The organism is Actinocatenispora sera, from assembly GCF_018324685.1.
GTDB classification, from domain to species: Bacteria; Actinomycetota; Actinomycetes; order Mycobacteriales; family Micromonosporaceae; genus Actinocatenispora; species Actinocatenispora sera.
The window spans coordinates 6,554,444-6,577,373 of the sequence record NZ_AP023354.1; the positions used below are offsets into that span (position 1 = coordinate 6,554,444).

Here is a 22,930-nt window from a genome sequence, read left to right on the forward strand (position 1 = left end):
CACCCGGCGGCCGGGACCGCTCAGATGTCGGTACCGGCGGCGTCGATGACCGGCTGGAACCTGGCGGTACTGGCCTCGCCGAGCCGGCGCAGCCCGTCGTTGACCGCCTCCAGTACGACCTCGCCGAGCGCCTCCGCGTCCAGCCGCCGGGCCACGTCCTCCTCGATCGAGATCTCGGTGAACCGGCCGGTGCCGCGCAGCGTCACCTTCACCTCGTTGTTGCGCGAGTAGCCGGTGATGGCGAGCTCGGTGACCGTCTTCTGGATCCGCTCGACCTCCTCCTGCTGCTTGCGTACCCGGTCGAGCAGGTCGTCGATCTCGGCGTTCATCTCTGCATCCCCTGTGGTCACTGGTAGGTCGCGGCGGAGGCGCTGACGGTTCGGTGCACGACGGCGCCGGAGTCGTGGCGCGGCCCGGCAGGCATCGTCCAGCGACCCGTCAGGCCGGCGAGGTGGGACCGGAGCGCGCTGGTCACGCTACCGGCGGCCGAGAGGTATGTCTCCCCCAGCGAACGGGCGGCCGCGAGCACCGCGGCGCACTGACCAGCCGGTACCGCGCCGCACCGGGCGATCAGTGCGGCGAAGTCGCGCTCGAACCCGGCGCCGAGCCGGTCGATGCCGGCCGCCGCATCGGTCAGCGCGTCGGCCGCGCCGTACAGCACGTCGCGCTGCGCGCGCAGCAGCGTGGCGGTGTCGCCGAGCCGGCCCGACCAGGCGCCGCCGGCCTGCCGGTACGCGTCGGCCGCCGGCCCGGTCCAGTCGTCGGCCAGGGCGGTCTCACGGACCGTCTCGGCGAGGTGCCCGAGCCGGTCGGCGCGGGTGGCGTGGCCGGACCCGGCCGCCCGCAGCGCCACCGGGTCACCGGTCGCCGCCCGCCGGTACGCGGCGAGCACCGACCGGTACCGCTCGCGCAGCGCGGCGAGCACGCCGGACAGCTCGACGGTGGTCACCATCGGCTCCGGGCCGTCTCGGGCGGGTCGGCGGTCACGACACGCTCACCGCGCCGTTCGCGTCGATGTCGACGTGCTCGGCGATCGATTCGGAGCCGGACGAGACGTTCAGGTCGATGCCGGTGGCGTGCCCCTGCTCGACCGGTACCTCGACGGTCACCGACAGGTCGCCCTTGGTGGCGGTGATCGTGGTCTCGTGCACGTCGCCGGAGCCGGTCGTGGCCGCCCCGCCGTCGCCCGTGGAACCGGAGTCGCCGTTGCCCGAATCACCGGTGGAACCGGAGTCGCCGCCGGAGTCACCGGTGGAGCCGGTGTCGGCCGCACCCGCGTCGCCGTTGGCGTCCACCGGGATCCAGCTGTTGTCCGCCCCGCCGAGCGCGGTCGGGTTGTAGCCGGTCATCCAGGACGGCACGCCGGCACCCAGGCCGACACTGCCCAGGCCGAGCCCGGCGGTGACGCCGTTGGTGACCTGCCCGGGAACGGTCAACAGCCCTTGCAGGCCGGTCGCTGCGGTGGTGCCGGTGACCGGGGTCATCGTCGGCAGCCCGGCGGAGCCGAGGCCGCCGGCGATCGCCTGCTGGCCGGTACCGGAGGCGACCGTGGTCACCGCGCCCGGCGCGGTGACCGGTGAGGCCGAGACGCCGCCACCGGGCAGGGCACCGCCGGCACCCGCCGAGCCGCCGCCGAAGAGCTGCTCCAGCGTGCCGATCACGGTGCCGAGGTCGGTCAGTACGGTGCCGAGCTTGGTCACCCCGAGCGCGTTCAGCAGCTGTCCGATGGCCTGGATGAACGACCGCAGGGTGCCGGACGTCGCGGTGGACAGGGCACGCGCGGCCGCGTGCGTCCACGGGTTCGACATCAGCGCGGCGACCGTCGGGTTGACCGCCGACACGATCGACCGGTACGCGGTCTGCACCGTCTGGACCAGGTGCGCGGCCTCCTGCAGCAGCTTGGCGCCGTCCTGGATCGCCTTGATGATCTTCTCGAACTGCTGCAGCGACTCGGCGATCTTGGTCAGCGCGCTCTCCGAAGCGTGCCCGGACCAGATCTCACCGAGCTGCTTGCGGGCCTTGTCCAGGTCTTCCAGCAGCGAGATGAACTGGGTCGCCTTGCCCAGCACCTCGGTGACGTGCTGCAGGATCTGCGCGGGTTGGCCGGTGACGATCAGCGGCAGCATCGTGATGGGGCCGCCGCCGGCCGCGGTGGCATCCATCGCGCTGGAGTTCGGAAACGCGGTCACGACGCACCTCTCAAAGTCATCGCGCCTGGTCAGGCAAGTGGTCGGTACACGCGGACCAGGCTTTCGTCCGGAAGGTCCGGGCCCACCGGACCGTGGTTGTAGAGCTGGCCGTCGCCACCGGCGACGCCGATGATCGATGGCCCGGTACCGCCGTCGGCGGGTGAGGCGATCACCACGTCGCCGCGCGCGACCCCGGGCACGTCGGCCAGGCCACCCGCCTGCCCGCTGTACACCCCGATCACGCCGAGCCGGGACTGGTGGTCCGGGTCGCCGTCGAGCCAGTCGGCGAAGTCGGCCGCGTCGGCGAACCGGCCGACCGGCGCCGGGCGGTAGGCCAGCTCGCCCAGCCCGCTGTCGGACAGGTAACCCAGCACGGTGTCGACCGAGTGCGGGGTACCGGTGGCGCCGGCGCTGTCGGTCACCGCCTGCCCGGCGAGCTGCGCGGCGCTCCCGTCGTGCCACAGCGGCGAGGATCCAGCGGAGTACCCCTGGGCGACCTGCCGGTCGGCCTGCGCGTAGTCGTCGGCACTGCGCCGGACCGAGTCCGCGGTGTCGCCCAACAGATCCAGCAGCGAACGGACCGCGACGATCTGCTGGCCCTGCAGTTCGGTGTTGGCGGTGGCGACCGCCGAGCCGAGGGTCGCGAACGACTCCGGCTCGACCATCAGCGCCGACAGGTCGTGCAGCGCGTTGATGGCCTGCACCAGGATCGCACTGACGTTACCGACGGTGGCGCGCATCGCCTCCGGCGCCGCCTGGTACTGGCCGTCCACACCCGCTCACCCCCTCGGCTCCGGCCACATCGTAGGTGCCGCCCGAGCACGGAATGAACGGCAAAAGTACCCACCATGAAGGGCTTGACCGATGGGCAATGTGACCGGGCAGGATGGCCGGGAGACTGTGCGGGAGCCCTCGATCGGGCCGGAGGGCCCGACAGTCGCCGAGTTCCGGCGCGGTGCGCCGGCACCCCAGGGGAGGCGAGGAGTCGCGATGACGGTCGACACCGTACGGCGCCGTGGTCGGCGGGTCGCACTGCCCGCGCCACCCACCGGCGAGATCGGGTTGCAGTCGCCGCCGGTACTGCCGCGCGGATCCGGCCAGGGCGGCATGCAGCTGCTGTTCATGCTGCCGATGATGCTGGGCATGGGCGCCATGTCGTTCGTCTACATCGGACGGTCCGGCGGCGTGATGACCTACCTGTTCGGCGCGCTGTACGCCGGGGCGATGATCGGCATGCTGGTGATGTCGTTCTCCCGCGGCGGGATGGCGAAGAAGGCGCAGATCAACAACGAGCGGCGGGACTACCTGCGCTACCTCGCCGGACTGCGCGGCCAGGTGCACCGGGTGGCCACCGCGCAGACCGCGTCGGCGCTGGCCGGCGCGCCCGACCCGGCCGACCTGTGGACGCTGGTGGACACCGAGCGGCTGTGGGAACGCGGCCGCGACGACGCCGACTTCGGCCGGGTGCGCATCGGTACCGGCCCGCAGCGGCTCGCCACCCCGCTGCGGGCGCCGCAGACCGCACCGCTGGAGGACCTCGATCCGCTGTGCTCCACCTCGCTGCGCCACTTCATCCGGGCGTACGCGACCGTACCGGGGCTGCCGGTGGCGATCTCGCTGCGCGCTTTCCACACCGTACTGCTGTCCGGCGGGCGGGCCGAGTCGCTGGATCTGACCCGCTCGCTGCTCGCCGAGCTCGCCGTCCTCCACGCCCCGGACGACCTGCGCATCGCGGTCGCCGCGCCGACCGACCGGTGGTCGGACTGGACGTGGACCAAGTGGTTGCCGCACGGCCACGCCACCGGTGCCGCCGACGCGGCCGGCCCGATCCGGCTCTGCGCCGACGATCCGGCCCGGCTGGCCGAGCTGCTCGGTGCCGATCTGGGTGAGCGGCCGGCGTTCGGGCACCGCTCCGCCCAGGAACTGCCGCACGTGCTGCTGGTCGTCGACCACGCGACCGCTCCGGTGGCGCCGTTCGACAACGCGCTCGGCGGCGTCACCGTGCTGCGGATCGGCGCGCCGCTGGACGAGGAGACGCCGTCGGTGCCGGGGGTGCTGCGGTTGCTGCTCACCGACGGCCGGGTCGGCATGGTCACCGACGACGGGGTCGCGTTCGCCGGTGACGCCGACCGGCTGGACGCCGCGTCGGCCGAGGCGCTGGCGCGGCTGCTGACCCCACGGCACGTCGCCACCGCCGTCCGCGACGATCTCCCGCTGTCAGCCACCTTCGGGCTGGCCGACCTGATCGGCATCGGCGACCCACGGCAGCTGGATCCGGCCCTGACCTGGGCCTCGCGTACCGCGGGGAACCGGCTGCGGATCCCGCTCGGCATCGACCCGGACGGCCGCCCGGTCGAGCTGGACCTCAAGGAATCCGCCGAGAACGGGATGGGGCCGCACGGGCTGGTCATCGGCGCCACCGGATCGGGCAAGAGCGAGCTGCTGCGTACCCTCGTGTCGGGCCTCGCGGTGACGCACTCGTCGGAGACGCTGAACCTGGCGCTGATCGACTTCAAGGGTGGCGCCACGTTCGCCGGCATGTCCGGGCTGCCGCATGTCTGCGCGGTGATCACGAACCTGGCCGACGAGCTGCCGCTGGTCGACCGGATGGCCGACGCGCTGCGCGGCGAGCTGGTGCGCCGGCAGGAGTTGCTGCGCGCGGCCGGCAACTTCGCCTCGGTGCGCGACTACGAGCGCGCCCGCGCCGGCGGCGCCGACCTGCGCCCGCTGCCGTCGCTGCTGGTGATCATCGACGAGTTCAGCGAGCTGCTGCACGACCGGCCGGAGTTCATCGACCTGTTCGTGATGATCGGCCGGCTCGGCCGCTCGCTCGGCATCCACCTTCTCCTTGCCTCCCAGCGGTTGGAGGAGGGCCGGCTGCGCGGCCTGGACTCGCACCTGTCGTACCGGATCGGGCTGCGGACGTTCTCCGCCTCGGAGTCGCGCGCGGTGCTCGGCGTGCCCGACGCGTACGAGCTGCCGCCGGTGCCGGGATCGGCCTACCTCAAGGTCGACACCGCGACGCTGATCCGGTTCAAGGCCGCGTACGTGTCGGGCGAGCTGCCGCCGCTGGACGGCGCCGACGCGAACACCGGCCCGGCGCCGGTGCACCGGGCGCTACCGTTCACGCTGGCCCGGGTGCCGGAGCCGGACGCCCTGCCGGCGCCCGGCGACGGGCGTGGGCACGCCGCACCCGGTACCGCGCCGGCCGGCGAGACGATCATGGACGCGATGGTCGCCGCGCTGGTCGGCAAGGGCCCGGCGGCGCACCAGATCTGGCTGCCGCCGCTGGCCGAACCGCCGAGCATGGACGGCCTGCTGCCGCCGCTGTCGGTCGACCGGCGGCGCGGCCTGTGCCCCACCGGCTGGGCCGGCAACGGCCGGCTGACGGTACCGGTGGCGATCGTGGACAAGCCGTTCGAGCAGCGCCGCGACCTGCTCTGGGCCGACCTGTCCGGGCAGGCCGGCAACGCGATCGTGGTGGGCGCGCCGCAGGCCGGCAAGTCGACCCTGCTGCGCGGCCTGCTGACCGCCCTGGCACTGACCCACACCCCGGCCGAGGTGCAGTTCTTCGTGCTGGACTTCGGGGGCGGCGCACTCGCCTCGATGGCCGGGCTGCCGCACGTCTCCGGCGCCGCCGCCCGGCTCGACGCCGAACGCTGCCGCCGCATCGTGGCCGAGCTGACCGCGCTGCTCACCGAGCGGGAGGCGCTGTTCGCCGAGCACCGGATCGACTCGCTGGCCACGTTCCGCCGCCGGCGCGCCGAGCTGCGCAGCGCGGACGGGCGCGAGTTCGGTGACGTGTTCCTGTTCGTGGACGGCTGGATGACGCTGCGCCAGGAGTACGAGGCCCTGGAGCAGCAGATCACCAACCTCGCCGCGCGCGGCCTCGGGTTCGGCATCCACGTGGTGCTGTCGGCGAACCGCTGGATGGACGTCCGGCCGCAGCTGCGGGACGCCATCGGCACCCGGTTCGAGCTGCGGCTGGGCGACCCGTCCGACTCGGCGATCGACCGCCGGGCCGCGGAGAACGTACCGAAGGCGGCGCCCGGGCGCGGGCTGACCGCCGAGAAGCTGCACTTCCTGACCGCGCTGCCGCGGCTGGACGGAAAGTCCACAGTGGACGATCTGACCGACGGCGCGGCCGACCTGGTCGCCCGGGTGCGGGCGGCGTGGCCGGGTGAGCCGGCCCCGCCGGTACGGTTGCTGCCGCGGCGGTTCCCGGCCTCCGCGCTGCCGGCGGCCACGAGCCTGCCGGGCCGTACGATCCCGATCGGGGTCGGCGAGTCCGACCTCGGCCCGGTCGGCATCGACCTGTCCGCCGAGCCGCACTTCGTGCTGTTCGGCGACACCGAGTCGGGCAAGTCGAACCTGCTGCGGCTGATCGGCCGCGGCATCACCCAGCGCTACACCCCGGCCGAGGCGGCGGTACTGGTGGTCGACTACCGGCACGGCCTGCTCGACGCGGTCGGCGGCGACCACCTGATGTCGTACGCGGCGGCCGAGCCGACGCTCACCGGCGTGGTGGCCGAGGTGCAGCAGGCGATGCAGGCCCGCCTGCCCGGCCCGGACGTGCGCCCGGAGCAGCTGCGCGACCGGTCCTGGTGGTCCGGCCCGGACCTGTTCATCCTGGTCGACGACTACGACCTGGTGGCGGTGTCCGGCCGCAACCCGCTGGCACCGCTGCTGGAGTTCGTCCCGCTGGCCCGCGACATCGGCCTGCACCTGGTGCTGGCCCGGCACGCCGGCGGCGCCTCGAAGGCGCTGTACGAGCCGATCATGGGCCGGATCCGGGAGCTCGGCAGCCCCGGCCTGCTGCTGTCCGGCGCCAAGGACGAGGGCATCATCCTCGGCGAGGCGAAGATGTCCGCGCAGCCACCCGGGCGCGGCACGCTGGTGCGCCGGCGGTACGCCCCGGAGCTGATCCACCTGGCGCTGCTGGATGACTGACATCGGTTTCCCACCAGGATGTGGGTAATTCGGCCGTACCGCGAACGGTAGTTGTGCCGTGCACTGGGGTGACCGTCAACTCATAGGGTTTCGAACAGAAGAGACTGATCAACGAGGAGGTGACCCGTCGTGGGTAGCCCGGGATTCCAGTCAGATTCCACCGCCATGACCAAGGCGGTGCAGGGGTTCGACGAGTGCGCGACCGGCGCGGCCAAGACCATGACCGAGCTGGAGAACGACCTCGTCGCCGTGCTCAGCCACTACGCCGGCGACCAGGCCAACGCGTTCTGGCAGCTGCACGGCAAGCTGCAGGAGGACATGAAGGTCGCCGCGCGCGAGCTGGACAACATGTCGCAGCTGGTGAACCAGAGCTTCCACAACTACGGCAGCGGCGACTCGACGGTGTCCGACTCGTTCCGCAACCTCAACGGTGCGGTCAACTCCGGCGGCGCCGTGCTGAGCCGGCTGTCCGGCAACTGAGACGTCCGCCCAACCCCCCAACGACAGCGCCGCAGATCCGATCGGAGTAACCATGTCGGCCGAAGTCATCAACGTCGAGTTCGGCGCCCTGCGGTCCAGCGCGGACGCACTGTTCGCCAAGGCCAAGGCGTTGGACAACTACATGGACCAGCTGCACCAGCACCTGGCACCCGTCAAGCAGACCTGGTACGCGTCGGGTTCCACTGCCGGCCAGGCCGCCGAGCAGTCCGAGACCCGGCTGCGCGCCGCGATCGCCGACATCGTCGGCGTGATCGGTCAGTTCTCCGGGAAAGTCAACGAGGCGCACGATCTCCAGTTGGCGCTGGAGAACAAGAACGCCGGATACTTCAACTGATCGATCCGTTTCGGACGATCACCCGTGGCCGCCACCGAACCGGCCCTTCGGTTCGCGCAACGGCCGCCCACGTGCCGGCGGGCGCGTCCTCCCTACTGAGCGTCCGCCGGCACCCGGGAGCCACCCGGGAGCCCTGGCAGGGGCTCGCACCGAGGAGGCCCTGACGGGCCTTCGAGCCCCGGCCGGGGCTCTCGTCGCCGGACCGCCAGCAGGCCGACGGCGACGAGGACCCGGTCGGGTTTCTGGTGTTGGTGCGGCGGTTCGGTCGGCGACGGCGACGTCGTTCGGCACCCTGCGCCGGTCCGCCTGCCGGTGCGCACGCCTGCGATACCGGGAGACGGCATGCACGACCATTCGTTCCGCGTCCACCTCCAGTCGCTCAAGGACTTCGCGCACGAGCTGGAGACCCAGCTCGACGCGCTGACCAAACCCACCAACGGGCTGGCCGCGCTGGCCGAGCACCCGATGCTGCTGGGCGACTTCACCGAGGCGACCTCGCTCGCGCAACGCCACCAGGCAGCCGTGGACCAGATGCACGCGCTGCTGGGCAACGTCCGCGAGGCGATCGGCTTCGCCGGCGACGTGACGCACACCGTCGCCGACGGGTACAAGCAGGCCGACGAGGACATCGCCAACGCCATCGGCTACCACGGGAAAGGCTGACGATGACCGACTTCAGCAAGTTCAGCCACCCGCAGCTGATCGCCATGCTGTACGCCGGTGATCCGCAGACGGTGCGGGCCGCCAGCGCGACCTGGGACTCGACCGGCGGTACCTTGCACGACCGGGCCAACGACCTGGAGAGGCAGCTGCGGTCGTTCTCCGACAAGTGGTCCGGCGGCGCCGCCCAGCAGTACCACACCATGATCAACGACCTGGCCAACGGCATCCGCAAGGTTGCCGGCACCGCGTACGACGTGCGCGACCTGACCGCGTCCGCGGCCGAGGCGCAGGAGAAGGCGCGCAAGGCCATGCCGCGGGCGCAGTCGGTGCCGGCCCTGTCGGCCAGCACCGTGCAGCTCGCCAGTACCCCGCTGTCCGCCGACCCCGGGCTGTCCCCGCAGGTACAGCAGCAGCTGGCGGAGCGGCAGACCGCAGCGGTCAAGGCGGTCAAGGAGCACCAGCAGGCGGCGGCCGCCGCCGACGAGGCGCACCAGCAGGCGGTGCTGGTGATGACCACGCTGGCCGGCCACTACACCGCCGCCGAGCAGTCGATGCCCATCGCGCCGGACGCCGCGCCCGCGCCGACGGTACCGCAGGACGGAACGACGACCACGACCACCGCGCTGCCGGCGCTCAACCCGGCGCTGGAGCCGGTCGCGGACACCGGCTCGGTGCCCGCCGCACTGCCGGTGATCGCCGGCGTCGGCGCGGTCGCGGCCACCAGCCCGCTGTTCGGCCGGATGTTCACCGCCGGCCTCGCCGCCGCCTCGGCTGCCACCGCCGGCCGGTTCGGCGGCATCCTGCCGAAGCTGCCCGGGTTCATGAAGCGCAACGGCGACAAGACCGGGAAGAAGGCGACCGGCGCGGTCACCGGCGGCGGCGGCGGTGCGGGTACCGGCGGGCTCGGCGGCGGCGGTGGCCTCGGTGGCGGCGGCACGGACACCGCGGCCGCGGCGGCCAGCCCGTCGCTCGCGTCCGAGGGCGCCGCAGGAGCCGCCGCGGCCGGCCTCGGCGGGAGCGCCGCGGCGGCCGGTGGCGCGGCCACCAGGGGCATGGGGATGATGCCGATGATGCCGATGGGCGCCGGGATGGCCGGCGGCGACATGGGCGCCGGCCGGCGCATCCCGCCGTGGCTGGTCGAGACGGAGAACGTCTGGGGGGAGACCACGATGGTCGCCCCGTCGGTGATCGGTGAGGACCCGGTGTGAGCAGCCCCGCGTCGCCGACCGCGGCCCGGATCGGCACGCCCGCCGCCACCGCGGCGCCCGGCGGCGCCACCGCCCTCGGCTCGGCCAGCGTCGTGCCCGGGTCGGCGGGCGCCACGATGCTCGGCTCGGCCAGCGCGGCGCCCGGGTCGGCCGGCGCCACGACGCTCGGCCCGGCCGGCGGTACCGCGTTCTTCACCCGGCCGAGCGCGCTCACCCGGGCCGCCGGCACGCTCGCCGACCGGGCCGGCACGCTGTCCACGATGGACACCGAGGTCGCCGCGACCGCATTGCCGGCCGGTGCGTTCGGCGGCGTCCCGGAGTCGGCCGCCCTGCACCAGCGGTACGCGGAGAGTCTCGGCACCGTGCGCGACCGGCTCCGGGCCGGCCGGCAGGGACTCACCGGGCTGGCGGACGGGCTACGAGGCAGCGCGACCGGCTACCGCGCCGCGGACACCGACGCGGCCACCGGCTACCGGTCCCTGCTCGCCGGCGAGAGTTCCGGCAGCGCGTCGTTCGACCAGCTGATCGCGGCGAACCGGGACAAGGTTGCCGCGGCGCTGACCAGCGAGCAGGACACCCTCGCCACACTGCGTGCCGCGCAGCGGGCCCGGTCGCAGGAGTCGTTCTTCCAGCGGCTGTTCGACGGCGGGCACGATCTGAGCGACGAGATCGACAGCGCGCAGAGCCGGGTCGATCTCTACCGGTCGATCCTCGACGACAACCGCAAGATCCTCGACTTCGACCCGGCCGGCAACGGCCGGATCGTGGAGCTGATCGGCGACCTCGACGCCGGTACCCACGACGTCGGGGTACTGGTCCCGGGCACGTTCGCCAACCTGGACAACTACTCCGGCCTGTACGAGCGGGCGAAGTCGTTCGTGGACGCCGACCCGACCGGCGGGCTGGCGATGGTCACCTGGCAGGACGGTGACTTCCCGCCGAACCTGGTGGACGCCGCGTCCGCCAGCTGGTCGCAGGACCTGTCGCCGCGGCTGGCGAGCTTCTCGCACCAGCTGCGCGGCGCGATCGACTCGTCCGCGGCGGCCGGAAACGACGTGCAGGTCACCGTCGCCGGCCACTCGTACGGGGGTGCCGTGGTGGGCCTCGCCGAACACGACGGGCTGGACGCCGACCGGGTGCTGTCGATCGAGTCGGCCGGGATGGGCCACGACGTGTGGAGCCCCGCCGACCTGCACGACACCCGGCCGGACGTGCAGCACTACTCGATGACCGCGCCCGGCGACCCGATCGGGTACGTGCAGGGCGTGCAGCTCGGCAACCTCGGCCACGGTGCCGACCCGGACACCTTCCCCGGGACCGTCGACCTGGCCACCGGCAACTACCCCGACGGCACCGAGCTGCACGGCGTGTCGGCGCACTCCGACGTGTTCACGTACCACTCCGACGCATGGTGGAACATGTACGGCGTGTTCACCGGTGGAGCGGTCACGACGGTGACCCCGTGAGCGAGCCGGGCGTCGAGCTGGCCGAGGCCGCGGCGCGGCTGCGCGCCGCGGTCGGCGAGATCCTGGTCCGGCTCGGCGTCGGCGCGGCCGGTGGCACCGTCACCCGGGACGAGGCGCTGGCGTCCGGCCGAGACGCGATGCGCTGGGAGTACAACGTGCGGGCCGCCGGCGCCGGCGGCGTCGAGCTGGTCGCGCTGGCCGCGGCGTACCGGGCCGCCGGCTGGCAGGTCACCGACCGCAGTGGCCCGCGCGAGCAGGCAGTGCAGCTGCAGCGCGACGGGATGGCGCTCGGCATTCACCACGCCGCCGACACCCTCGTCGTCGGCGGCGCCACCCCGGACGTGCCGACCCGCTGACCGCCCTGGCCTTCGCGTGCGGCACGCTCAGGTGTGCCGGGCGGGGCGCCAGCCACGGCGGCGGCCCCGCAGCGCCGTGCGTACCGCGAGCAGCAACAGCAGCGCGGCGCCGGGCGCGCCGAGTCCCAGCGCCACCACCAGGTTCCGGTACGGCTCGGCCGCCGGTGCGGCGGCCACCGCGGCCTGGATGGCGGTCGGGCCGGGCGACGGCGACGTGCGGTGCGCCGGCAGCGGGGCGCCGACGGCGGCGGCCGGGTCGATCATCCCGGCGCCGAGCCGCGGATCGGAGGCGGCGCCGGCATCCGTTGCGGTACGGGTGATCCGGTCCACCACCTGAGGCGCGGTCAGCGTCGGCGCGTAGGCGCGCAGCAGCGCCGCCGCACCCGCCGCGTAGCCGGCCGCGGCGGCCGGATCGGTCGCCGGCCACTTGTGGCCGAGCGCCCCGCCGGTACCGGCGGCGAGGCCGACCACGTCCGCGCCGGGCGCGGCCACGTCCAGGTAGTCACCGTCCTCCGTGGACTCCGCGGTGCCGTTCCGGTCGGCCACCGCGACGCCGAGCACGCCGGGCGCCGACGTCGGGTACGACCGGCCGGCCGGGTGGTCGCTGGAGCCGATCCGGGCCGGTGCCACCACCACCGCATCGGCGGCCGCGGCGTCGTGCAGCGCGGTGGTCAGCGCGTGGCTGCCGCGCGCCGCCGGTACCGCCACGCAGATCACCGACGCGTGCGCCGCCACCGCCGCCTTGATCGCGGCCGCGAGATCGTCCGGATCCGGTTCGCTGTCACCGCCGCTGGTGGTCTGGGTGTACTTGACCGGCAGCAGCCGCGCACCCGGGGCCAGCCCGGCGAACGTGGTGTGCGCGTCCGGCCGGGCGGCGATCATCCCGGCGGCGAGCGTGCCGCGACCGTCGCAGTCCTGCTCCGGGCCGGTCATCCCGGCCACCGCCTTGCCACCCGCGACCCGGCCGGACAGCTGCCGGTTGCTCGCGTCCACACCGGTACCGACGACCGCGACGAGCTGCCCGGCGCCGGTGGACAGCCGCCAGAGCCGCTTCGGCGCGAACAGGCCCTGCGGCCACGGCGCGGCGTCCGCGTACACCCCGGTGGGTGCGGCGCAACCGGGCGCCGCGACCGCCCGTACCGGGGCCGCCAGGTTCGCGCCGACCAGCAGCACCGCCGCGACCGCACCGGCCACCCATCGCATCGACACGCCCGCTCCGTTCCCTCGCCACGATCCGGTCGCCGCACCGATCCGCCGCACCGGGCCCGCCCACGCCACCACGCCCGTCCACGCCACCACGCCGGCACACGTCACCACGCGGGCCCACGTCACCACGCGGGCCCACGTCACCGCGCCCGCCCATGCCACCGGGCCACCCCACCTCATCGGGCCGCCGCGTGCCGCCGGCCGCCCCCGGGTCACCGGGGTACCCAGAGGGTGATCCGGGTGCCGCGGGACGGGCGGGACTCGATCTCGGCCCGCCCGCCGACCTCGGCCAACCGGGCGCGTACCGACTCGGCCAGCCCGAACCCGAGCGTGTCGGCGGCGACCACGAACCCGCGGCCGTGATCGCGCACCACCACCCGGATGCCCTCGTCCGCCTCGTCCACCCGTACCACCGCGTCGCAGCGGCCGGCGTGCTTCCTGGTGTTGCGCAACGCTTCCCGGACCGCATCGCGCATCGCCTCGCGCCGGTCGACCGGCAGCCCCGCGTCGTCGAGGTGCGCGACGACCAGCTCCACCGGCAGGCCGGCCGCGACCGCCTCGCCGACCACCTCGGCCAGATCGTCGGTGAGCCGCCGGTCGCTGTGGTTGGTCAGCTCGTCCAACGTGCGGCGCAGCAGCCCCGCCTGGCTGCGCGCGGTCGCCCGCAGCTCGGCCAGCGCGCTCGCAGGCTCGGCGTGGTCGAGCCCGGCGCTGAGCGCCATCGCCTCCAGCGCCTGCAGCACGGTGTCGTGCATGCCGCGCAGCATCCTGGCGCGTTCCGCCTGCCGGCCGGCCCGCATCCCGATCAGCATCGCCAGCCGGATGCCCATCCCGACCAGCGCCAGGACCAGTACGGTCAGCACCACCGCGAGCACCAGCGCGGCGCACCGGGCGAGCGCACCGCCGAGCGACGAGGCGCCCGGGCCCGTCGGGCTGAGCCACACCATCGCCAGCTGGGCCGGTACCGACAGCAGCAGCGCGGCCACCGCCGCCTGCACGCCCCGCGCCGCGGACCACAGCGCGACGGTGCCGACCAGGTACCCCCAGAACACGGCGTGGTACGCGGAGTCCAGGTCGCCCGGCACGTTCGGCGCGGCCAGCACGTTCACCAGCACCGCCACCCCGAGGTCGACGACCAGGCCGATCCGCAGCCGCCGCTCGGTCACCACCGGCCGGGCAAGCATCAGACCGATCAACCCGATGTTGCCGGCGGCGAGCAGGATCGCGATCGGCAGCACCGGCCCGAGCGCGGTCGCACCGAACCGGGCGAGCAGCATCCCCACCGGTACCGGCAACGCCAGGGTGCGAAACACCGCCGGCGCGATCAGCAGGTACCGGCCGGAGCGGTGCATCAGCGCGTCCGGCCCGCCGGGTGCGGCGTCGGCGCCGAGCAGCATCGCCACCCGCCGCCAGGCCGGCTGTGGCGCCGGGTCGGCGGCGCCGTCGACCGGCGCGGTACCGATCGCGAGCACCGCGACGCCGCCGCGCAGCAGCGTGCGCAGGAACCCGTTCGATCGGGCCGGTGAGCCGCTCGGCGGCCGGCTCGGAGGCACGACGGGGTCGGCCACCGACCCGCGCTCTCGTGCCGACCGCACGCCTCGCCTCCCCAGGGACGTGCCGTCATCGCCAGCTGACCACCGGGCAACGGACATGCGGCCCGGCGCCGCCCGATCCGGTCGACACGTACCAGTGGTGTAGCAAGACGGTCGCGTCCCGGGCAAGAGGCGCCGGTCGGTGATCGAGGATTTACCGGTATTTCTGACGACGTGCGTCCCGCCCGCCGGGAGAACCGTCCCGGTCCTCGGGCGCGGGGCAGCGTCGAGCGTGGACGGCCGGAGCCGACGGGGTGACGGCTACACCCACCGGCTCCGGCCCGCGTTGCCGGGGCGGCCCGGCCCCGGTCACCCCACGAGCATTCCCCGGGAGTTGCGTTGCGCGACGGACAGGATGTGCGAACTCCGCCTGTTTGGCACTCGAACGGCTGAATCGACCGATCGGTCAGTGGTAGTGGCCGCGACCCCGCCGGTCGTCGCGGCGGTCCCGCCGCATGTCGCGGCGATCCCAGCGGATGCGCCGGTCGTCCCAGCGGTCGCGCCGGTCGTCCCGCCCGTTCAGCTCGCGCTGCCAGCCCTTGCCCCAGACCGAACCGAACACCACCGACAGCGCGATCGGGATCGCGAACATCCACCAGCCGAACCCGGTCGTCACCATGAGCACGACCGCGCCGATCCAGGACACCCCGATCAGCGCACCGGCCGCACGCTGCGCCGGAGTCCCGCCCGCACGGGGCTGGGCCACCTCGCCGCCGGTCGCGACCGGCTGCGCCGAGGGCCCGGTGCCGGCCTGCGGCAGCGTCGGATGCGGCGCCGGAAGATCGGTGAAAAGCCTGGTCAGCTCGTCGGCCGTGCGTGCCTCGGCCGCCTTGCTGGACCGCTCGCTGTACTCGTCGACCTGCAACCGACCGGCCTTCATGTGCTCACCGAGCGCCTGCACCGCCGACTCCCGCTCGGCGTCGCCGATGCGGACCGCGGTCGGACGGGGGCCCTCCCCTGACGTCCCGTCTACGTTCGTCACGCCACCATCGTACGAGGCCACGGCGCGCCCGGCGGACCCGCGCGGCGCGATCGCGGTACCGGGGCACCGCCGGCCGGCAGAATGGCGGAGGGCACCCACGAGGAGGCATACCAGCATGACCGACCGGCTGATCATCATCGGCTGCTACACCCCGGACTCCAGCGGCGGCGGCCACGGCACCGGCATCGCGGTGTACCGGCAGGACCCGGCCACCGGCGCGCTGGCTGCCGCGGGTGAACCGGTCGCCACGCCCGGGCCGTCGTTCCTGGCCTGGCACCCGACCGGCCGCTACCTCTACGCGGTGGTCGAGCGGACCGACGGTGCGGTGCGCGGCTACGCGGTCGACGGGGCCGGGCTGGCGCCGCTCGGCGCCGAGCAGCCGACCGGCGGCAGCGACCCCTGCCACCTCAGCGTCGATCCGACCGGCCGGTTCCTGGTCACCGCCAACTACACCTCCGGCTCGGTGTCGGTGCACCCGATCGGGCCGGACGGCAGCCTGGGCGACCGTACCGACCTGGTGCGGCACGCCGGGTCCGGCCCGAACACCGACCGGCAGGAGGGGCCGCACGCGCATCAGGCCCGGTTCGACCCGGCCGGGCGCTACCTGCTGGTGAACGACCTGGGCACCGACACCGTGACCACCTACCTGCTGCGGGACGGCCGGCTGGTGCAGCAACGGGCGGCGCAGCTGCCGCCGGGCACCGGGCCACGGCACCTCGCGTTCGGCGGCGACGACCGCCTCTACCTGGCCGCCGAGCTCGACTCGACCGTCACGCCAGCCACCTACCAGCCGCAGACCGGCGCGCTGAGCTTCGGCTCGCCGGTCCCGGCGAGCGGCCACGACGGGGTCAACTACCCCAGCGAGATCGCGACCAGCCCGGACGGCCGGTTCGGCTACGTGGCGAACCGCGGCGCGAACACGGTCGCGGTGTTCGGCCTGGCCGGCGAGGCGGTCCAGCTGCTCGCCGAGGTACCCGCCGACGGGGACTGGCCGCGACACCTGGTGCTGTCCGGCGACCATCTGTACGTCGCGAACCAGAAGTCCGACACCGTCACGATCTTTTCCCGGGACACCGACACCGGCGCGCTGCGGCAGACCGGCTCGGTACCGGTACCCAGCCCGGCCTGCGTGCTGCCGACACTCGGCTGAGGAGTGCTTCGGGGCCCCGCCGGTCACGGCACCGCACCGACCAACGGTCGAGGCACCTCAGACCGAAGGGGCTCAGACCTGATGGGCTCAGACCTGATGGGCTCGGACCTGAGGCGCCTCGGGCCGGGACGCCTCGGAGCGGCTCAGGACAGGTACCGGCGGATCGACGCGTCCAGCGCCACGGCGATGCGCTGCCGGAACCTCGCCGAGGCCAGCTTGCCGGCGTCGCCGCCGTTGCGCATGTTGCCGCACTCCAGCAGCACCTTCGGCACCGTGGACAGGTTGAGGCCGGCCATGTCGGTGCGCCGGTTCAACCCGTCGGTACCGATGTAGTTCGCGGTCGGCAGGCCGGTGCCGGACCGGTACCCGTCCCGGATCGTGGCGGCGAGCCGGCGCGACGCCGTCGCCACCTTCTTCCCGCCGGCCATCGACGGCGGGTACATCACGTGGAAGCCGTGCCCGCCGGTCGGTCCGCCGTCGGCGTGGATGGACACCGCCGCGTCGGCGCGCGCCTTGTTGCCGATCGCCGCCCGCTCGTCCACGCACGGGCCGACGCTGTGGTCGTCGGTACGGGTCAGCACCACCTTCGCGCCGTCCGCGCGCAGCAGCGCGGTGAGCCGCTTCGTCACGTCGAACGTGAATGCCGCCTCGTGGTACCCGGCGTCGGTCTCGGTACCGGTGGTGTCGCACGCCTTGCGGAACCCGCCCGCGTTCACCAACCGGTCGATCTGCTTGGTGTGGTCGAAGTTGCCGTCGTTGTGCCCGGCGTCGACGACGATCACCCGCCCCGCCAGCGCCTCGGGCGCGGATGCCGACGGTGACGACGACGGTGCGCGGGTCGAGCCGGCGGTCGCGGACGCGTCCGGCGCGGCCGCCGCGTGCCCACCGCCGCCGCCGGGGCTGCAGCCGGCCGCCGCCAGCACCGCGCCCACGGCAACCACCCCGCCGAGCCGTTTCAGATCGGACGCCATTCGGTGCACAGCTCTGACGGTCACGGGCGAACCGTACCGGACCGGGTGCCTTGCCGCGGTGTCGGCCGCGCACGGCCAGCCACCCGCCACGTTCCGCCGTCCGGCTCGACCCGGAGCCCGTCCCTACCCGCGCCCCTCAGGAGCGCGGCGGCCCTCGGAGTCCGCCCGGGTCAGGAACTCGGCGGAGGGTACACCGAGCGCGGTCCGGCCACCGCGGCGCCGAGCGCCCGGACCCGCTCGCGCAGCTCCCGGTCCGCGGTCACCACCAGCCGGTGCTCGGCCGGCTCCGTCCGCACGAGCGCCACGATCGCGTCGTCGCCGGACCGCGGCGCCGACACCACCTCGACCCCCGGTACCGCCGCGACCCGCCGCGCCGCGCCCTCCACCACCAGCACCACCCGCACCGGCCCGGTACGTGCCCAGGCCGGCACGTCGGCGTCCGCGGCCAGGCCGGCCGCGGCCAGCGGTACCAGCGCGTCCCGCAGCCGCACCGCCGCGCCCGCCCGGTCGCGCCACCAACCGTCCGGCACCGAGCCCACCACGTTCGCCGCGTCGACCACCACCACCGGCTGCGTCATCCCGCCAGCCTGGCACGGCGGAACCGGTCACCGGGGTGCGCTCTCGACACCGTCGGTGGGGTGGAGTGAGATCGGACCCATGGACGGCAACACGATCCCGGTCACGCCGCTGCTCGGTGCGGTACTGGCCGTGCTGGCGCTGCTCGCCGCGGCGGTCGCCGCGCTGGGTCGACTCGGCGTCGCACGGCGGGTACTGACCGCGTCGGTACGGGCCGCAATCCAGCTCGGCGTGGTCTCGCTGGTCATCGCCGCGGTACTGCGCTCGCTGTGGCTCACCGCCGCGTTCGTGGCGCTGATGTACGGCATCGCCACGGTCACCTCGGCCCGCCGCATCACCCACGACGCGACGCGGGCGGCCGGCAGGCCCGGGCGGTGGCGGGTACGGCGGCGGCGCGCGAGCGCACCGGTACTGCCAGCGCCCGGGCCGGCCGGGTCACCGACCGACAAGCCCGCCCGGCCCGGCCCACCGGGCCAGCACGTGCCGGGGCGGGTGGAACGCAGCGGGCTGTGGGCGGCGGTGCCGATCGCGTCGGGGTTGCTGCCGGCGCTCGCGATCGTGCTCGGCTCCGGCCTGGTACCGCTGAAGGGCATCTCGGTGGTCCCGGTGGCGGGCATCCTGATCGGCGGCGCGATGACGGCGACGTCGCTGTCGGGTCGCCGCGCGCTGGACGAGCTCGCCACCCGCCGCGGCGAGTACGAGGCGGCGCTGGCGATCGGGCTCACCCGGCGCGACGCCGCACTGGAGGTGTGCCGGCCGTCCGCGGCGCAGGCGCTGGTACCGGCGCTCGATCAGACCCGGACGGTCGGGTTGGTGACGCTGCCCGGCGCGTTCGTCGGGGTGCTGCTCGGCGGCGCCAGCCCGGTCGCCGCCGGCGCCGCCCAGCTGCTGGTACTGGTGGCGCTGCTCGCAGTGGAGTGCATCGCGGTGCTGGTCGCGGTGGAACTGGTGGCGGCCGGCCGGTTTCGCCGGCCCGAAACGCCGACCACCCGCTGAACCGAGCGATGTCACCGCCCGACAGTGGGCGGCCGGTGCGCGGTGTGCACCGGCCGCCCGCTGTCGGGGTGGACCGCTACCTGGTGCGCAGCAGAGGCCCCCCGACCTTCACCACGTCCCGGCCGGACACGGAGTTGAACACGCCCGCAAACGAGGTGTACCAGGCGACCAGCGCGGTCAGCACGCCGACGTAGCCGCCGATCTTGGCGATCGACTCGCTGCCGGCGAACTCCGCGCTGAACAGCAGGACCTCGGTCGCCTGCAGGGTCAGGAACACTGCGAACAGCGCAACGTTCAACTTGGTGCTCGCGATCAACAGGTACAGGTTGACGATCGCGAACGCGAGCAGGATCCAACCCTGGTCGTTGGCGATCTGGTCGGGCTTGGCCCCCGGGGCCACGAACTTGGCGTAGAACCCGAGACCGAGCCAGAACGCGCCGTACGTACCGAACGCGGTGGCACCGAACACGTTGCGGTTGCGGAACTCCCACATCCCGGCGAGCAGCTGGGCGGTGCCTCCGTAGAAGAACGCGTAACCAAGCCACGCATCGGTACCGTTCGTCCAGCCGGCGTTCTTGGCGGACAGCAGGAACGTGGTCAGCGCAAAGGCGGCAAGTCCGAGCGGGCCGGGATCGGCGATCCTGGACCCTCCGGACTCATTCTCAGTGGGCATGACGGCTCCCCTCGATGAAGGGGGTGGACAGACGCCCATCCCATGGAGATCATATCGCCGCCTGTGATCACCATCACCACCTCCGCGAGAAGTTTTCTCCCGTGTGTCCGGACGGTTCGGAACCTGGCCGACACGCCCGGACCACGGCAATCGCCCCGTTGCCCGGCCGACGCGTCCCGACACACGAGTGGCCGCCACCCGGGCGGGGTGGCGGCCACCGATGCCATCGGTACGCGGGTCAGTTCAGCGCGGAACCCTTCACCCACTGGTCCCAGTCGACGTTCCAGTCGCCGTAGCCGCGAGTCAAGGTCACCTTGTCCGGGGTCCCGCTCATGATCACGATGTCGCCCGGCCGCAGGTGCGAGTACGCCCACTCGGCGTCGGCGTTGCTGAGGTTGAAGCAGCCGTGCGAGTCGTTCTGCACGCCGTGCAGACCCTCGTTCCAGGGCGCCGCGTGCAGGTAGATGCCGTCACCGGTGAGCCGGGTGCCGTAGTCGACCCACAGGTCGTACGCCTGCGGGTTGTCCTTGGCGATGCCCCAGCTCGACGAGGTCATGTGCACCTTGCGCTCGGTGTCCATCACCACCATCGTCCCGCTGGGGGTCCACAGCGAGACGTTGTTGCCGTACTTGTCCTGGATGTATCCGCCCTTGCCACCGCTGAACGGCATGTCGCGGATCATGCTGCCGTTCTTGTAGACCTTCATGTGCAGCGAGGAGTTCGACGCCTTGGCGATGATCTGGTCACCGATGGTGAACGAGGTCTTGCGGTCCTCCTGGCCCCACAGCCCCTTGCCCATGTTCACGCCGTACACGTCGGCGTGCAGGGTCACCTTGGTCCCGGCCGGCCAGTACTTCCCGGCCTCGGTCTTCGGCCGCCAGTGCACGTCCTGGTCGTTGATCCAGCTCCAGGAGCCCTCGATCGCCGGGCTGGTGGTGACCTTCAGCGCCTTCTCCGCGGCCGCCTTGTCCGGGATCTTCTCGTCGAAGTGCACCATGATCGGCTCACCGACGCCGTAGGTCTTCCCGTTGCCGTTCTGCAGGTACGGCAGGGTGAAGTTGCCCGGCTTGACGGTGCTGAACGAACTCTTGGCGGCGGCCTTCTTGCCGTCCGGGTTGGTCGCGCTGGCCGCGACCGAGTATTTCTTGTCGTAACCCAGCTTCTCGCTGGAGGTCCACGTCTTCTTGTCCTTCGACAGCGTGCCGGACACCTGCTTGCCGGCGGCGTTGGTCAGCGACACCGCGGAGAGCGTGCCACCGGTCGCCTTCACCACCACCGGATCGCCGGGCGACACCTTGCCGCTGCCGGTGGTCGGTGTGATCGCCACGGTCGCCGCCGGCACCGGCTTGCCGCCGCCGAGGCCGTCGTCCCCCTTGCCCGCCGACGCCTTGTCGTCGCCGCTGTTGCAACCGGCCAGCATCGTCGCCGCGAGGCCGGTGGCCATCAGCGCCGTGACGATCCTGGCTCGGCCGCGCCACGAATGACGTGGCATGCCGCCTCCCCTGTCTCTGGCCGTCGTCGACCAGTGCTCTGCCTTGCGTGTCCGGTGCGGGACGTCCACTCCCCCGTCGACACCCCGCGCGCCATCCGTGACCCGGTGCCGATCGCCAGGGCCAGGTGCATTGCCGGCGAAGTCCGACATCGGATGGTGCGCTGGCGGCCCGTCGGCCACCACACCTCAAGAACGCATCAGCGTTGCGGTCCGGTTGCACCGCGGTCCACATCGTAACGATCGTGCGCCACGATCGGCAGTTGCCCATCGGCTGTGACGACGCAGACACGCACCGTTGTTCAGTCGGGTACCCCGGCCCTGACTCCCCCATTCGTGCCAACGGATCCCGGGCGCCGCCGGGCAGTTCCCGGATTCGTGCCACCTGGCTCCCGCGACTCCCCGTAGGGGCTTCTCCCCCGGTGGAATCGGCGTCACGGGACGACGCGGGTGACCGACGCGCCGAGCCGGCATCGACAAGCACACTCAGGCGCCCAGCGCCCGGCACGGGAGGCGGAAGACAGTGGCCCTTCCACTGAGCGAGGAATACCTGACGACGCGGACCGACACCGACGATCGAGCGAACTCGGCGGACCTGGTGCGTACCTACCTGAACGCGATCGGCCGGGTCCGGCTGCTGACCGCCGCCGACGAGGTCACCCTCGCCAAGCGGGTCGAGGCCGGCCTGTACGCGACCGAGATCCTGCACGGCCGGGCCACCGAGGGCCCGCTGGCCGCCGCGTACCAGGCGGATCCGGACTCGCTGCGCGACGAGCTGTCCCGGATCGTCACCGAGGGCGTCGCGGCGCGCAACCGGTTGCTGGAGGCGAACCTGCGCCTGGTCGTGTCGATCGCCAAGCGCTACACCAACCGCGGCATCGGCTTCCTCGACCTGATCCAGGAGGGCAACCTGGGGCTGGTCCGGGCGGTGGAGAAGTTCGACTTCGCCAAGGGCTACAAGTTCTCCACCTACGCGACGTGGTGGATCCGGCAGGCGGTGACCCGGGCGATGGCCGAGCAGTCCCGCACCATCCGGCTGCCCGTGCACATGGTCGAGCAGGTGAACAAGATGGTACGGGCCCGGCGCGAGCTGGCGCTCGCCCTCGGCCGGGAGCCGAGCCACCTGGAGATCGCCGAGGCCATGGGCGTAGCGCCGACCGACGTGCTGGAGCTGATCAGCTACGACCGCGACCCGGTCAGCCTGGACCAGGGCGTCGGCGAGGACGGCGAGAGCTCGCTCGGCGACTTCGTCCAGCCGCACCACGACAACGACGACACCGTCTCGTACGGGTTTCTCAAGCACGCGCTGGAAGGCGTCCTGTCCACCCTGACCGAACGGGAGCGGGCGGTCATCCGGCTGCGGTACGGGCTGGACGACGACCGGCAGCGGACCCTGGACGAGGTCGGCCGCGAGTTCGGCCTCTCCCGGGAGCGCATCCGGCAGATCGAGAAGATGACGCTGCTCAAGCTGCGCCGCCCGGACAACGTCAGCGCCCTGCGCGACTACGTCCAGTGAGCGGGTTCGCCCCGGACCGGCCGCGGGGGAGCCGGAACCGGGACGAACCGGGTCGGTGCCGACCGGTCGGCGACCCATCGGATCGGGGGTGTGGGTCGGCCGCGGAAGGCGC

Annotated in this window: 21 protein-coding genes; 10 read left to right on the forward strand and 11 right to left on the reverse strand. The window is 73.3% G+C overall.

What is annotated here, in order from left to right:
• Positions 1–20: 20 nt before the first annotated feature.
• From Asera_RS30855 to Asera_RS30870, 4 genes are read right to left on the reverse strand one after another with little or no spacing between them, the layout of a single operon-like run.
• The gene (locus tag Asera_RS30855) at positions 21–329 is read right to left on the reverse strand and encodes a YbaB/EbfC family nucleoid-associated protein (RefSeq protein ID WP_030447099.1); all 309 of its coding nucleotides are present in this window, start codon (positions 327–329) and stop codon (positions 21–23) included.
• Positions 330–346: 17 nt separating this feature from the next.
• Positions 347–952, reverse strand: coding sequence for a hypothetical protein (locus Asera_RS30860; RefSeq protein WP_030447100.1), 606 nt, complete (start codon positions 950–952; stop codon positions 347–349).
• 31 nt (positions 953–983) lie between these two features.
• On the reverse strand, positions 984–2,189 hold the full coding sequence (locus Asera_RS30865; RefSeq protein ID WP_157034911.1) for a WXG100 family type VII secretion target: 1,206 nt from the start codon (positions 2,187–2,189) through the stop codon (positions 984–986).
• Positions 2,190–2,218: 29 nt separating this feature from the next.
• Complete coding sequence (locus Asera_RS30870; RefSeq protein ID WP_030447102.1) at positions 2,219–2,962, reverse strand: WXG100 family type VII secretion target; 744 nt, start codon at positions 2,960–2,962, stop codon at positions 2,219–2,221.
• Between the two features lie 217 nt (positions 2,963–3,179).
• Here Asera_RS30870 and Asera_RS30875 point away from each other — a divergent pair, with 217 nt between their 5' ends.
• The 7 genes from Asera_RS30875 (at position 3,180) to Asera_RS30905 (ending at position 11,667) form a co-directional block, all read left to right on the forward strand.
• On the forward strand, positions 3,180–7,139 hold the full coding sequence (locus Asera_RS30875) for a type VII secretion protein EccC (protein WP_030447103.1): 3,960 nt from the start codon (positions 3,180–3,182) through the stop codon (positions 7,137–7,139).
• A gap of 165 nt (positions 7,140–7,304) precedes the next feature.
• Complete coding sequence (locus Asera_RS30880) at positions 7,305–7,619, forward strand: WXG100 family type VII secretion target (RefSeq protein WP_030447104.1); 315 nt, start codon at positions 7,305–7,307, stop codon at positions 7,617–7,619.
• 52 nt (positions 7,620–7,671) lie between these two features.
• On the forward strand, positions 7,672–7,974 hold the full coding sequence (locus tag Asera_RS30885; RefSeq protein WP_030447105.1) for a WXG100 family type VII secretion target: 303 nt from the start codon (positions 7,672–7,674) through the stop codon (positions 7,972–7,974).
• Positions 7,975–8,316: 342 nt separating this feature from the next.
• Positions 8,317–8,637, forward strand: coding sequence for a hypothetical protein (locus Asera_RS30890; RefSeq protein WP_051802435.1), 321 nt, complete (start codon positions 8,317–8,319; stop codon positions 8,635–8,637).
• A gap of 2 nt (positions 8,638–8,639) precedes the next feature.
• Positions 8,640–9,845, forward strand: coding sequence for a WXG100 family type VII secretion target (locus Asera_RS30895; protein WP_030447107.1), 1,206 nt, complete (start codon positions 8,640–8,642; stop codon positions 9,843–9,845).
• Positions 9,842–11,311, forward strand: a complete 1,470-nt coding sequence (locus Asera_RS30900; RefSeq protein WP_051802436.1) for an alpha/beta hydrolase — start codon at positions 9,842–9,844, stop codon at positions 11,309–11,311. Before Asera_RS30895 ends, Asera_RS30900 begins: the two co-directional genes overlap by 4 nt.
• Positions 11,308–11,667 carry a hypothetical protein gene (locus Asera_RS30905; RefSeq protein ID WP_030447109.1) on the forward strand — a complete coding sequence of 120 codons (360 nt, stop codon included), beginning with the start codon at positions 11,308–11,310 and terminating at the stop codon, positions 11,665–11,667. The genes Asera_RS30900 and Asera_RS30905 overlap by 4 nt, the downstream gene beginning before the upstream one ends.
• Positions 11,668–11,694: 27 nt before the next feature.
• Here Asera_RS30905 and Asera_RS30910 read toward each other — a convergent pair whose 3' ends face one another.
• From Asera_RS30910 to Asera_RS30920, 3 genes are all read right to left on the reverse strand, one after another.
• Positions 11,695–12,870 carry a S8 family serine peptidase gene (locus Asera_RS30910; RefSeq protein ID WP_030447110.1) on the reverse strand — a complete coding sequence of 392 codons (1,176 nt, stop codon included), beginning with the start codon at positions 12,868–12,870 and terminating at the stop codon, positions 11,695–11,697.
• A gap of 215 nt (positions 12,871–13,085) precedes the next feature.
• Positions 13,086–14,468: a sensor histidine kinase gene (locus Asera_RS30915; RefSeq protein WP_157034913.1), complete on the reverse strand. Its 1,383-nt coding sequence runs from the start codon at positions 14,466–14,468 to the stop codon at positions 13,086–13,088.
• 403 nt (positions 14,469–14,871) lie between these two features.
• On the reverse strand, positions 14,872–15,447 hold the full coding sequence (locus tag Asera_RS30920; RefSeq protein WP_030447112.1) for a DUF1707 SHOCT-like domain-containing protein: 576 nt from the start codon (positions 15,445–15,447) through the stop codon (positions 14,872–14,874).
• A 115-nt stretch (positions 15,448–15,562) separates the two neighbouring features.
• On the opposite strand from Asera_RS30920, the gene Asera_RS30925 reads away from it, so the two are divergent.
• A complete protein-coding gene (locus Asera_RS30925) occupies positions 15,563–16,597 on the forward strand; it encodes a lactonase family protein (protein ID WP_030447113.1) in 1,035 nt (344 codons plus the stop codon).
• Positions 16,598–16,740: 143 nt separating this feature from the next.
• Here Asera_RS30925 and Asera_RS30930 read toward each other — a convergent pair whose 3' ends face one another.
• A complete protein-coding gene (locus Asera_RS30930; protein ID WP_211255620.1) occupies positions 16,741–17,592 on the reverse strand; it encodes an N-acetylmuramoyl-L-alanine amidase in 852 nt (283 codons plus the stop codon).
• A 146-nt stretch (positions 17,593–17,738) separates the two neighbouring features.
• Positions 17,739–18,146 carry a PIN domain-containing protein gene (locus Asera_RS30935; RefSeq protein WP_030447115.1) on the reverse strand — a complete coding sequence of 136 codons (408 nt, stop codon included), beginning with the start codon at positions 18,144–18,146 and terminating at the stop codon, positions 17,739–17,741.
• A 79-nt stretch (positions 18,147–18,225) separates the two neighbouring features.
• Between Asera_RS30935 and Asera_RS33450 the strand changes: the two genes are divergently transcribed.
• Positions 18,226–19,140, forward strand: coding sequence for an ABC transporter permease (locus Asera_RS33450; protein ID WP_035297174.1), 915 nt, complete (start codon positions 18,226–18,228; stop codon positions 19,138–19,140).
• Positions 19,141–19,216: 76 nt separating this feature from the next.
• Here the strand turns inward: Asera_RS33450 and Asera_RS30950 are convergent, their stop codons facing one another.
• Positions 19,217–19,813: an acetate uptake transporter gene (locus Asera_RS30950; protein WP_030447117.1), complete on the reverse strand. Its 597-nt coding sequence runs from the start codon at positions 19,811–19,813 to the stop codon at positions 19,217–19,219.
• A 238-nt stretch (positions 19,814–20,051) separates the two neighbouring features.
• The gene (locus Asera_RS30955) at positions 20,052–21,305 is read right to left on the reverse strand and encodes a L,D-transpeptidase (RefSeq protein WP_169745857.1); all 1,254 of its coding nucleotides are present in this window, start codon (positions 21,303–21,305) and stop codon (positions 20,052–20,054) included.
• A gap of 520 nt (positions 21,306–21,825) precedes the next feature.
• On the opposite strand from Asera_RS30955, the gene Asera_RS30960 reads away from it, so the two are divergent.
• Entirely contained in the window at positions 21,826–22,818 is a 993-nt protein-coding gene (locus tag Asera_RS30960; protein WP_051802441.1) for a sigma-70 family RNA polymerase sigma factor, read from the forward strand.
• Positions 22,819–22,930 lie beyond the last annotated feature (112 nt).

What these genes read in the sequence shown, in the direction of transcription:
- Asera_RS30855 (WP_030447099.1), bottom strand. Translation starts at nt 329, where the DNA reads ATGAACGCCGAGATCGACGACCTGCTCGACCGGGTACGCAAGCAGCAG.
- Asera_RS30860 (WP_030447100.1), bottom strand. Translation starts at nt 952, where the DNA reads ATGGTGACCACCGTCGAGCTGTCCGGCGTGCTCGCCGCGCTGCGCGAG.
- Asera_RS30875 (WP_030447103.1), top strand. Translation starts at nt 3,180, where the DNA reads ATGACGGTCGACACCGTACGGCGCCGTGGTCGGCGGGTCGCACTGCCC.
- Asera_RS30880 (WP_030447104.1), top strand. Translation starts at nt 7,305, where the DNA reads ATGACCAAGGCGGTGCAGGGGTTCGACGAGTGCGCGACCGGCGCGGCC.
- Asera_RS30885 (WP_030447105.1), top strand. Translation starts at nt 7,672, where the DNA reads ATGTCGGCCGAAGTCATCAACGTCGAGTTCGGCGCCCTGCGGTCCAGC.
- Asera_RS30890 (WP_051802435.1), top strand. Translation starts at nt 8,317, where the DNA reads ATGCACGACCATTCGTTCCGCGTCCACCTCCAGTCGCTCAAGGACTTC.
- Asera_RS30895 (WP_030447107.1), top strand. Translation starts at nt 8,640, where the DNA reads ATGACCGACTTCAGCAAGTTCAGCCACCCGCAGCTGATCGCCATGCTG.
- Asera_RS30910 (WP_030447110.1), bottom strand. Translation starts at nt 12,870, where the DNA reads ATGCGATGGGTGGCCGGTGCGGTCGCGGCGGTGCTGCTGGTCGGCGCG.
- Asera_RS30925 (WP_030447113.1), top strand. Translation starts at nt 15,563, where the DNA reads ATGACCGACCGGCTGATCATCATCGGCTGCTACACCCCGGACTCCAGC.
- Asera_RS30935 (WP_030447115.1), bottom strand. Translation starts at nt 18,146, where the DNA reads ATGACGCAGCCGGTGGTGGTGGTCGACGCGGCGAACGTGGTGGGCTCG.
- Asera_RS33450 (WP_035297174.1), top strand. Translation starts at nt 18,226, where the DNA reads ATGGACGGCAACACGATCCCGGTCACGCCGCTGCTCGGTGCGGTACTG.
- Asera_RS30950 (WP_030447117.1), bottom strand. Translation starts at nt 19,813, where the DNA reads ATGCCCACTGAGAATGAGTCCGGAGGGTCCAGGATCGCCGATCCCGGC.
- Asera_RS30955 (WP_169745857.1), bottom strand. Translation starts at nt 21,305, where the DNA reads ATGCCACGTCATTCGTGGCGCGGCCGAGCCAGGATCGTCACGGCGCTG.